Origin of the sequence: Microbacterium sp. B35-30 (genome assembly GCF_010634855.1) — a bacterium.
In the GTDB taxonomy this organism is placed as follows: Bacteria; Actinomycetota; Actinomycetes; order Actinomycetales; family Microbacteriaceae; genus Microbacterium.
The window spans coordinates 159155-170721 of record NZ_MWLQ01000003.1 but is presented as its reverse complement, the minus strand read 5'-3'; the positions used below and the strand labels follow the sequence as shown (position 1 = coordinate 170721).

5 protein-coding genes are annotated in these 11567 nt (G+C 69.2%); 4 read left to right on the top strand and 1 reads right to left on the bottom strand.

Annotated features, from left to right (window positions below):
- Window positions 1–280 precede the first annotated feature (280 nt).
- The 3 genes from B2K11_RS02150 (at window position 281) to B2K11_RS02140 (ending at window position 2579) form a co-directional block, all read left to right on the top strand.
- Window positions 281–778 carry a hypothetical protein gene (locus B2K11_RS02150; protein WP_163616368.1) on the top strand — a complete coding sequence of 166 codons (498 nt, stop codon included), beginning with the start codon at window positions 281–283 and terminating at the stop codon, window positions 776–778.
- 103 nt (window positions 779–881) lie between these two features.
- The gene (locus tag B2K11_RS02145) at window positions 882–1640 is read left to right on the top strand and encodes a Pr6Pr family membrane protein (protein WP_239525601.1); all 759 of its coding nucleotides are present in this window, start codon (window positions 882–884) and stop codon (window positions 1638–1640) included.
- A gap of 204 nt (window positions 1641–1844) precedes the next feature.
- Entirely contained in the window at window positions 1845–2579 is a 735-nt protein-coding gene (locus B2K11_RS02140; protein WP_163616366.1) for a Pr6Pr family membrane protein, read from the top strand.
- Window positions 2580–2649: 70 nt separating this feature from the next.
- Here B2K11_RS02140 and B2K11_RS02135 read toward each other — a convergent pair whose 3' ends face one another.
- On the bottom strand, window positions 2650–9711 hold the full coding sequence (locus B2K11_RS02135) for a DUF5979 domain-containing protein (RefSeq protein ID WP_163616363.1): 7062 nt from the start codon (window positions 9709–9711) through the stop codon (window positions 2650–2652).
- Between the two features lie 186 nt (window positions 9712–9897).
- Here B2K11_RS02135 and argG point away from each other — a divergent pair, with 186 nt between their 5' ends.
- On the top strand, window positions 9898–11340 hold the full coding sequence (argG, locus tag B2K11_RS02130) for an argininosuccinate synthase (RefSeq protein WP_163616361.1): 1443 nt from the start codon (window positions 9898–9900) through the stop codon (window positions 11338–11340).
- The last annotated feature ends 227 nt before the right edge of the window (window positions 11341–11567 follow it).

Below are 11567 nucleotides of genomic sequence, written 5' to 3'. Positions count from 1 at the left end.
TCTGGACATCACCCTCCGGTCGTCGCTACCTCGTCGAGCCGGAGCGCGCAGTTCCCGTGTTCCGCTCCACCGAAAGCGTCGGCGCCCCCTTCTGACCGCACGACACGTGCATCTCACCGCACGACACGTCCTTCTGATCGCACGACACGTGCATCTCACCGCACGACACGTCCGACGGTGCGACATTCGCGCGGCTTCCTCGCGAATCCGACGGCGCGACCTCCTGTGTCCGATGCCGGCGGAGCGCAGAGACGGTCCGTGTGTCGCTAACCTGCTGTCGATGAGCTTCGATGGGAATACGTGCGGCGCGAACGCCGTGACCTGGGCTCTCGCGCACGCGGGCTCGACCGCGTACGCGACCCGTTGCCTCGCGTTCGTCGAGGACGCGATCGAGCACTCGAACGACCTCGAGATCTTCGGCGGCGACTATGCGGCCGAATCGGCGCAGCTGTACGGCGCGTCGCTGAACACCGGTGCGCCCCCTACCCACGCACTGGTGTTCTACGAGGGCGTCGGCGAGCTCTTCGGTGATCGCCGCGACTGGGGCCACGTCGGCCTGAGTCTCGGCGACCACCGCGTGGTCCACGCCTGGGATCGAGTGCGCGTCGACGACTACCGCGACCTCGAGGCGCTGCCACCCGCGCCGGGCTGGGAGCCCCTGCGCTGGGTCGGCTGGGTGCCCCTCGCCCGCGTGCTCGAGGGCGCTCAGCCGCGCATCTGGGATGAGGATGCCGCCACCGCCGCCCTGCGGATGCAGGTTGATCGCTTCGGCAGCTGATCAGCCTCTGGCGCACGGGTCGCAGCACGCGGCGACGAGTCCCGCGCCACGCCGGGTCGCACCGCGCCGCGACACCACACACGCGGATCGCTATGGTGTGGCCATGACGCGTTCTCGGGCATGGGCGACGGTGTGGACGGTGCTGCGACTGGCGATGGCAGCTGTCACCGTCACGGCCATCACGACGCAGATGGCGAAGTCGATCGGCACCGCGACCGAGCTCGGCCGCGACGTCACCACGACGGTCGTCAACTTCTTCAGCTTCTTCACGATCCTCTCGAACGCCCTGGCGGCGATCGTGCTGATCTGGGCGGCGGTCTGGTACTTCACCCGCGGACGCAGGGCGGTCGCGGAACCCCCCGTTCTGGCCCTCGCGCTCGCCTGTGTGAGCACCTACATGATCATCACCGGCATCGTCTACAACGCCTTGCTGCGCGGCATCACACTGCCGCAGGGAAGCGAACCCATCCCGTGGTCGAACGAGGTGCTGCATCTCATCGGCCCGCTGTTCCTCCTGGCGGACGTCTTCGTCGGCCCCCTGCGCCGCGCGCTGCCCTGGCGGAGCCTGTGGGCGGTGGTCGCCTTCCCGATCCTCTGGGTCGCCTACACGATGATCCGCGGACCCCTCATCACCAACCCGGTGTCGGGCGATCCCTTCTGGTATCCGTACCCCTTCCTGAACCCGAACAACCCGGGCGGGTGGCCCTCTGTGCTCGTCTACGTCATCGGCATCGCGGTCGCGATCGTCGCCGTGGGAGCCTTCGTCCTGTGGTGGGGTCGCCGGTCCGGCACGACGGACACGGATGCCCCGGCCGCAGCGCCGGCGGCGGCATGGGTCCCCTCCTCCGCCCTGTCGGACTGACGCGAAATGGCCACGAACGGCCGTTTGTGAGTTCTGTCCCCCGAACGGTGGACGCGTTGTAGATTCCGCACAACGAGCCCGAGTTTGCAGGGGCTTTCCCTCCCCTGCCGGCACACATGTTTCCGCCGCGACGGTATCGGCAGGAGTACATCTGTGCTCGGGGAAGACGACACGCATCCGCGTGGTGTCGAGAAAGGGGGGAACATGCATTGGTCATGGTTTCGAATCGTCGCGGCGATCACCGGGTTCTCCGGGGTCGTCGCCGGATTCATCGTCAACGTGGATCGCGCGGCGCGTCAGGGGCACGGACTCGACGAGGTGCTCGCGAACTATTTCAGTCTGTTCACGATCGTGTCGACTCTGCTCGCTGTCCTCACGCTGCTCGTCGCCGCATCATGGGGGATGCGGCACACGGGCACGGAGCGCGAGCCGCTCGGCATCGCGCTCGCCCTGGCCGCCGTCACGGGGCCGGTGCTGCTGCTCGGCCTCGTCTACAACGCGCTGCTGCGAGGCCTGCCGGCTCCGGTCGCCCTCGGCGACTCGGTCGGCATAGGGATGCTCGACAGCTACGCCGCTGAGGTGCTGCACGTCGTGCTGCCGATCTACTTCGTGCTCGACCTGCTGCTGGCACCGCACCGGCGCGGACTGCCGTGGTGGTCGCTCGCCGTGCTGGTGGGCTACCCGCTCGGGTGGACGGCGTACACGATGGTCCGCGGCGAGCGCGTCGGCAATCCCGACGGGACCACGGCGTGGTGGTACCCGTACCCGTTCCTCGACCCGCACGGTGCGGGCGGATACCCGTCGGCACTGCTCTACATCGGCGCGATCCTGGCGGGCTTCCTGGCGATCGGCACCGCGATCATCGTGATCGGCCGCTACCGTGAGCGGCGGGTGACGCGCCACGGCGCACCGGCGACCCGCGGAGCTCTGCCGGCCTGAACGAGCGGCGGAGCCGCGGCAACAGCCGCCGAACATGTGGGCGGGGGCATGATGCCCCCGCCCATCGACGTCACACCGTGCGGTTGCGGCGGCGCACCACCACCGTCGCGAGCGCGCCCGCGAGGATCGCCAGGATGCCGATCGCACCGAGACCCGCCATACGAGCCCCGTCCGCTCCCGTCGCCGGCAGCGCGGTGTCGAACCGGTTGTCGATGGCGAGGGATGCCACTTCGTCAGCGCCGACGGTGACTCGGGCCTGGTTCGCGGCATCCGGATCCGCGGGTGTGTAGGTGACGGCATCCGCTCCGCCGTTCCCGGTCTCGAGCACCGCGCACTCCGCACCCACCGGCAGATCCTCGTAGACGACAGGGCCCGCCGTAGTGAGCTCCCGCAGCGCGCCACCGGGCACCTGGATGTCGGCGCCGTTCCACACGCACGTGGCGGTGACTTCGAACGTGTCGCCCCGGTGGAGGGCGGCGTCACCGCCCGAAACGGTCTTGACGACCTCGATCTGCCCGACGTCGAACGTGTTCGTGACGGTGACCTCGGTGTCGGCCTCGACGATCTCGATCGTCTCGACGGGCTCGCCCTCGGCATCCGTGATCGTCGACGCGTGGGCACCGCCGGCGTCGGTCTCGGTCAGCGTGCACTCGAGACCGACCAGCAGCGGTTCATAGGTGTACGCGTAGTCGTTCTCCTCGTTGAGCGTCTGCTCGGCGCCGCCCGGGATGGCGACGGGTTCGCCCGACTCGTCGAGGCAGTCCAGCACGACGGTGAAGGGTCCCGCGCCCCACAGCTCCGCTCCGTCGCCGTCGATCACCTTCGTGACCGTCAGCGCGCCGGCACCGAACGTGTTGACGGCCGCGATCTCCACGGTCTCTCCCGAGACGACGGTGAACGCCGACGGCGTGATCTCGACGGATGTGGCGCCCGCGTCGTCACTCTCGCGGATGGAGCAGTCCGCGCCTGCGGCGACGTCGTCGACCCGGCCCTCGTAGCCGTTGCCCTCATCGAGGGTGAGGAAGCCCGCCCAGACGATGCGACTGCCGCTGCCCGTGTCGAGCGTGCAGACGACGGCGAACTCGAACGGGCCGGCGCCGAAGTCGTCTGCCGCATCGCCGACACGCTCCTTCACGACGTGGAACGAGCCGACACCGAAGAAGTTCGTCGCAAGAACCTCGACGGCGGTGTCCTGCTGGATCACGACATCGACCGACGTGCCCTCGACGGGCTCTGCGGGCTCGCCGCCGACGGTCACCCGCATCGTGGTGCCCGCGGCATCCAGGTCGTCCGTCTCTTCGATGGTGCACGTAGCGTTCACGGGAAGCCCGCCCAACGCCCACGACTGCTGGGGGGTGAGCTCGGCCATCATCGGGTCATCCGGCCCGTACCCGTCGGCGTATGCCGGCTGGCCATTCAGTTCACACGTCGCCTCGAAGGCGAAGGGTCCGTAGGGCACCGGATCGCCACCGCTGTCGACGGCGTCCGTGTCGACCGCCTTGCGGACGACCAGACTGGCGACGTCGTACACGTTCTCAACGGTCACGAGGCCGATCTCTTCGGTGTCGAGGGCGACCGTTGCGGTGCCGATGTCCTGCTCGGTCTGGCCCCACTGCCCCTCGGTCGCCGTGCACTCCGCTCCGAGAGGCAGCCCGTCGAAGACGACGGGCTCCGCCCCGGGCACCAAGTCGACCTCGGCCAGCCCTTCGACGGGCACGCCGTCGATGGTGCATGTGAGCTGCACCGGGAACGAGTCCGGTGCGAAGTCGGATGCCGGACCCGACACGATCTTCTCCAGCGCGATCGATCCCGTGGGATATGCGACGCCGACGCGACGGCCCTCGGTTGCCGGCACCAGCACGCTCGTCTGGCCGCTGAGGGCGGCGCCACCGGTCGCGATGGTGTTGTAGGCGGTCGGCTGGTCCGCGTCGACGACCGCGTTCGGTGTCGTGCGGGTCTGGAACTGCAGCGTCAGCGAGTCGCCGGGCTCGAACTTCTCCTCGCCGGGGAAGCCCACGGTGATCTTCAGGCTCCGCACGATCGCCGGATCGACGGTGTCGTCGAGCGGCAGCCACGCCCCCGGCGCGCAGGGCGTGCCGAGAGGATTGAGATCGGCGGTGCACGGCGTCGAGGACGTCGAGTAGTACAGGGTGATCTGCGCGTTGGAGGGTGTCGTCGGCCCGACGAGCAGCAACGGGTTGCCCACATAGGTCGGCTCCCACTGGCTGCCGCGCGGGATCGTGACGATGAGTCCCTGGTCGCCCGGCGTCGGAAGGTTGTCGATCGACACGAGCTGGGTGATCGGCACCGTGCCGGCGTTGGTGATGCGCAGCCGCCAGGACTCGGTGTCTCCCGGCAGCGTCATCGGGACGCACGGGTACCGATAGAAGCCGTCGACAGTGGCCATGCCATCGCACTCGAAGTTGGTGTCGTCACTGCGGACGTTCGGGATGCCGGGAAGGTTCGGAGGGCTGTCGGCGCGCACGTACTTCACCGTGCTGAGCGCCGGAACCGCGAGTGGGCGCACCGTGGCGGTGTCGGCGCAGAGTCCGGTGGCAGGGTCATAGCTGGGCACGCACTCGTCGAGCGGCTCGGCGATGTCGATCGTCGCGGTGTTGGTGACGGAATCGTTCGGCGTGAGCCCCGGCCGCAGCATCATGCGCAAGGTGATCGTGTAAGTCTGCCCCGGCTCGAGCACGGACCCCTCCGGCATCGTGAAGACGATGCTCGTACCAAGTTCCTGCACGTCGACCTCTTCGGGGTCGACAGGCAGGGGATCTCCGTTCGGCGGAGTGGGTGCGGCGCCGGTGAGCGCGAACGACCACGGTGGCACGCTCGGGTCGCGGTCCGGGTCGAAGATGAGCTGCGGCTCACCCGTGGCCGTGAGTGGCAGATCATCGGTGAAGACGACGTCTGTCAGCGCCCGCTCGCCGGTGTTCGTGTACGCGAGGGTGAACGGGATCTCGACGCCGGGCCGCACATCGCCGGTCGGCGACTTCGCCACGCTGACCGATGCCTGGAGGTGGACGTTCCGGTACTCGGCCTCGGCCGTCTGTTCGTCGTCGAGCCGCACACCGGGCGCGATGAACGCGGACAGGCCCGAGACGGTGATCGTGTCGACGAAGACGCCGGCATCCTCCTCGCCGGGCGCCGGAATCTGGTCGCTGCGGGTCGTGGGCGTCGGCTCACCGGTGCGCAGGTCGGCTCGCCGCTCGACGAAGAACGGGACGTTGATGATCGGGTTGACAGGGTTCAGCCACCCGAGCTCGGCGGCGGACCAGAACTGGAAGCTCAGGCCGTGCAGCGTGCTCGGCGCGTTCTCGAGGAACGTCTTGGCCGCCGCGACCGAGAGATCCCCCAGACGCGGCATGCACGTCCAGGTTCCGCCGACGTCTCCGGCGATCACGTTCGCGTCGGTGAAGTCGCCGCCGTCGAGGTAGCAGACCTGGACCTTCGCGACGGGCGGCGGAAGCTGCCACCCGGGATCGGGGCCGACGAAGTCCATGGCGTTCCAGAAGGTCGGATCGTCGTCGTTCATCGTCATCGTGTAGGCGCGCGTCGAGCCGGCGGGCTGGCCCGAGAGCGTCACCGTGACCGGTGAGAAGTCGTCCTCTTTCTGCTGCGGGGGCGCGATCGTCTTGCCTGCCCTCACCGAGAACGTGGGTTCCTCGATCGCGATGGATGCCGCGCCGTCGTCGCAGGCCCAGCGCGCTCCCTCGGGGGGCGGGCAGGTCGTGAATGGATCGACGTCCGCGACGACACCCTCGGCGGTGTTCGCGATCGGCGAGTTCGCCGGCGAGACCCGCTCCGTGGTGCCGCGCCAATACGGCCGCAGCCGGAGATCGAACGCGACGACGCCGGCGGCATTGGACGCGATGCGCCCGGTGTACGTCACCTGGACCCCCGACACCTCGCACGGCACGGTCGCCGGGGTCAGTGCGAGCGCCTCGTCACGGGTGAGCTCGACCGGTGCTCCGTCGAAGCACGACAGGGTGACGAGTGTGGCGGTCGCACCTGTCGGCACGTCGATGCGCGCGAAGCTGTTGAGCGTGAATGCCTCGAACGGATTCGTCTGGGGCGGCGTCGGCGTGCCGGGCGCCAGGTCGGTGATCTGCAGCATGTCGACCTTGGCGGGAGTCGTGTTGCGTGTCGTCACGGTGACCCGGCTGAGCGGGAACTGACTGGCCGGGATGGTGGGGTCGGTCGGCGCCGCGATCGGTCCACCCGCCCAGTTCTTGTCGGTGGTCGTCGTCAGCGGCACATCGACGATGACGACGTCGTCTTCGTCGCTGGCGGTGAGGGAACCGCTGTCGAACGGATAGCCCGTAGCGCTCGCAGTGTTGCGGACAACACCTGGAGTCGGCATGTTGTACAGCTCGTCACCGAGAACCGGTGTTCCATCCGACCGTCGAGTGTCGCGGACCTGCCAGGTGAGGGTGACAGGGCGATCGTTCGTGAAACTCCGGGCGACTCCCGACCCGACCGGTGGCGCGGTCGGGTCGCCGACGGATGCCGCGGCTCGGTCGGGGCTCTCCTCGAAGATCAGTCGAACCCCGATGGCTGCCGCCCTCTCGGCCGCCGTCAGAGTCACGCCTGGGAACTGTCCGACGCAGGCGCTGGGGCAGGGGTCGTTCGCGGCATCCACCCATGTCGTCCCGGTCCACAACTCGACGCTGCGCACGGCGTCGTATGCGATGAGCGGATCGGTGGCGGGAGTGATCGGCTGGACGCGGACGAGGTCGAATGCGTCGTACACACTGTCGACCACGAGCGTGCGCGGCGGATCGGCTGAATCCATGATGTCGACATGCTCGAGGTTCGAGTAGCCGCCGGTCGACCAGGTCAGCGTCGACGGGATCGTGTCGCCCGAACGAGCGATGACCGACTTGATGCCGCCCGAGCTCGAGGTGCCGAACGACTTGTCGATGAGGTCGGCGTTGCCCGGGTCCGGCGGGATCAGCTCGAGCACGGGGCAGTCGTCGGGCGGAAGGACCGCCTGGCCGTCCGGCACTGCGGGGTTGGCGCTCGAGGCGGAGGTCTGCGCGCAGTTGGGGATGAGCGTGTTCGTCTCGTCGTCGTACGGCGGACCCGCTTCGTAGCGTCCGTCCGCCCGCAGGGACGACGTGAAGTTGGGTGAGAAGTCCGTGCCGGGGGCGAACCCGCCCGCGTCACCGGTGTAGTCGTAGACGAACCGCACTCCGCCGGCGACCTCGCTGATGTCGGCAGGCACCTGCTCCGAGTAGATGGTGGGGCCGTCGATCGGTCCCGCGAGGATCTCCCACGTCCCGGTCGTCGTGTCGTAGTACTCGACGGTCAGCGTGGAGTCCCCGGGCACCGCGGTCTGCGTGATCGCGGTGAGGTCGAACGCATTCCACCAGGGGTCTCCCTCGACCGGGTCCTCGGGATCCTGGATCACGACCTGCTGAGCGCGTCCGGTGGTGCCTGTGGGGTCGTCGGGCGGAGAGGGCCGCTCGGTGAGCCCGCCGTTGAGAGTGACCGTCACGACCTCGCCGGGTACGGCGAGGATCGGCGTCGGGCGGATCTGCTTCGAGATGTAGGGCTCGATCACCTCGTCGTAGATGTAGAGGTCGGCGGGCGCCTCGGCGGCGGCTGTCGCTCCGTCGTTCTCTCCGGCGACACCGACGACATTCGTCACCGTGAGCGGAAGCCCTCCCAGGTCGGGGTCGGTGTCGACGGTGAACGGGACCGAGGTCTCGCCGCCCGGGACGATCTCTCCGGTGAAGACGAGCTGCAACGACGCGACGTCGGCGGCATCGACGCCGGCGGGAAGCGCCGGCGTCGTGCCGTCCGCGAATGCGACCGTCTCGGTCCCGCCGCCCTCGAGCGTGTAGACGACTTCGCCGGAGGTCGCACCCGCCGGCCAGTCCACCGGACCGGTGAACCCGCCGAACGCGTACGCCGCCGGGAAGGAGCCGGCCTCGGGCTCGGTGATCGTGAGCGTGTCGATGGGAATCGCGGAGGTGTTGCGTCCGCCGATGGTCACCGCGGTGGACTCCCCGGCGACGACGAGGGTGGGATCGAACGACTTGCTCGCCCCGACGGCCACGGCGTTCTGGCGCAGGGTGAAGTCCGCACCCGCCGTTGCGGTCGCGGTCTGGTCGCCGACAGCGACGGTTGATACCACGCCGTTGGCGACCGTGGTGCCGTCAGGCTCGGCTGCCGCGGCATCCGTCACCGTCAGGTTCAGGGGGACAGACCCGGTGGCGCCCTCGGGGATGGCTCCGTTGAAGGTGACGCGGGTGCCCTTCACCTCGTCGGGCGTGATGTCGGCGGGCAGGGTCCCGCCGGGTGCGGGGATCCACGCGCCGCCGACGTACACCTCGTAGGTGGTGAGTGCCGGGTCGGCACCGGACGGCGGCGTCACCGTGCCGAACCCGGCGAAGGCGAGCGAGTCGAAGGGGTTGGGGACGGCATCCGGATCGACGGGATCCTGGATCGACAGCGAGTCCACGGTGGCGTTCGACGTGTTCGTGGCGCCGAGCGCCGCCGACACCGGCGTTCCGGGCGTCGCGATCGCCTCGGTGGGGGCGAACGACTTGCTGGCCGTCGTGGCGAGCTCCAGCGGAATGACCGGAGTCACCTCGACCTCGGCATCCTGATCCACGAAGTTGACGCCCTCGATCGTGGCATCGTTGACGACGGGCACGCCGTCGACGTCGGCGGATGCGTCCGCCGGCAGCTGCGCGGTGATCTCGATGATGCCGGTCGTGGAGTCGAGGATGCCGACCGTGCCGTCGCCGAGGGGTGTCGCCCACGTGACGGTGACCGAGTTGCCGTCGATGGCGGGCTCTGCCGCGGTGTTGTCGCCCGCGCCCACGACGGCATCGACCACGACGAACGGTGCGGGCACGACGTCGTTGACCACGGCGCCACGACAGCCGAGGTCGGTGATGGCCGAGCAGCCGACAGTCAGCGTGTAGGTGAACGTCTCGCCCGGCCCGACCTCGGTCACCGAGGCGGTCTTGTCGAGCGTCGCCGCCGCCGTGATGGCGGTGGGCTCCGGATCGGGCAGGATGGGCGCGGCCGCAGCCGCCGGTGCCACCAGCGTCGCCGTGGCGACCGCCAGAACCGCGATGGCAGCTGCGATGCGTGACCGCGCTTTCGAGAACACGTGACCCCCCGGTCCGGTGCCGCTGATCGAATCCCCGGTCGTGCTGCGAAAATGCGCGCCCGAGACATTGCTCGTGGTCAGCCTAGCCAGGCGCGAAGCCGGCCCGCCAGTGTTGCTGGTGGTACCGGTGTGACAGGAGAATGCCGAGCCGGGGCTGCGCCGCATCCCAAACTAGACTTAGGGACCATGTCGAAGGTCCTTCAGTCCCTGCCCGTCGGCGAGCGCGTCGGCATCGCCTTCTCAGGGGGCCTTGACACCTCCGTCGCGGTCGCGTGGATGCGCGACAAGGGGGCGATCCCCTGCACCTACACCGGTGACCTCGGTCAGCCCGACGAAGACGACATCGACGCGATCCCCAGCCGCGCACTCGAGTACGGCGCAGAGGTCGCGCGTCTGGTCGACTGCAAGCCCGCGCTCGTCGAGGAGGGCTTCGGCGCCCTCGCGTGCGGCGCGTTCCACATCCGCTCCGGCGGGCGCACCTACTTCAACACGACGCCGATCGGCCGCGCCGTCACCGGCACCCTGCTCGTGCGCGCCATGAAGGAGGACGGCGTCGACATCTGGGGCGACGGCTCCACCTACAAGGGCAACGACATCGAGCGGTTCTACCGCTACGGCCTGCTGGCCAACCCCGCCCTGCGCATCTACAAGCCGTGGCTCGACGCCGACTTCGTGACCGAGCTCGGCGGCCGCCAGGAGATGAGCGAGTGGCTCGTCGAGCACGGGTTCCCCTACCGCGACTCCGCCGAGAAGGCGTATTCGACCGACGCGAACATCTGGGGCGCCACGCACGAGGCCAAGACCCTCGAGCACCTGAACGTGTCGCTCGAGATCGTCGAGCCGATCATGGGCGTGCGGTTCTGGGACCCGTCGGTCGAGATCGAGACCGAGGACGTCACGGTCACCTTCGAGGCCGGCCGGCCGGTCGCGCTGAACGGCGTCGAGTACCCCGATCCGGTCGCGCTCGTGTTCGAGGCGAACCGCATCGGCGGCCGCCACGGCCTCGGCATGAGCGACCAGATCGAGAACCGCATCATCGAGGCCAAGTCGCGCGGCATCTACGAGGCCCCCGGCATGGCGCTGCTCTTCACCGCGTACGAGCGCCTGGTCAACGGCATCCTGAACGAGGACACCCTCGCGACCTACCACGAGCAGGGCCGCCGCCTCGGCCGCCTGATGTACGAGGGTCGCTGGCTCGAGCCGCAGTCGCTCATGCTGCGCGAGTCCATCCAGAAGTGGGTGGGATCGACGATCACCGGCACGGTGACCCTGCGCCTGCGCCGCGGCGAGGACTACACCATCCTCGACACCTCCGCCCCGCGCCTGTCGTACCACCCCGACAAGCTGTCGATGGAGCGCGTCGGAGACGCCGCGTTCGGCCCCACCGACCGCATCGGCCAGCTCACCATGCGCAACCTCGACATCGCCGACTCGCGCGTGCGCCTCGAGCACTACGCCGCGGCCGGCATCATCGGCGGCACGACCGGCGAGCTCGTCGGCCACCTCACGCAGGGTGAGGCGGGCGAGATCACCGAGCGCGCCGAGGATTTCAGCGCCGAGCAGGAAGAGCTCGCAGAGGCGACGGATGCCGCGAACGAGGCATCCGCGTTCGACTCCGGCACGGACTGAACCGCGCACCTGAGCGGCCCGTTCTCTCCGGCGACCACAGCAGACAGGGGTTGCGGGGACCCCTCGGTCCGGACATCGCCGGTTTCGCGCGTTGAAAAGCCGCGATACCTGGACCGCAGAGCACCCGAACCCGCGGTATGCGGTCGGTCCAGCCTTCCCGCACGCGACGACGCTTCCGCCCGGTCCGCGGTCCGGACATCGCCGGTTCCAGGCCTCGAAAAGCTGCG

Coding starts and splice junctions, on each gene's coding strand:
- argG (WP_163616361.1), top strand. CDS start 9,898: ATGTCGAAGGTCCTTCAGTCCCTGCCCGTCGGCGAGCGCGTCGGCATC.
- B2K11_RS02145 (WP_239525601.1), top strand. CDS start 882: ATGACGCGTTCTCGGGCATGGGCGACGGTGTGGACGGTGCTGCGACTG.
- B2K11_RS02150 (WP_163616368.1), top strand. CDS start 281: ATGAGCTTCGATGGGAATACGTGCGGCGCGAACGCCGTGACCTGGGCT.
- B2K11_RS02140 (WP_163616366.1), top strand. CDS start 1,845: ATGCATTGGTCATGGTTTCGAATCGTCGCGGCGATCACCGGGTTCTCC.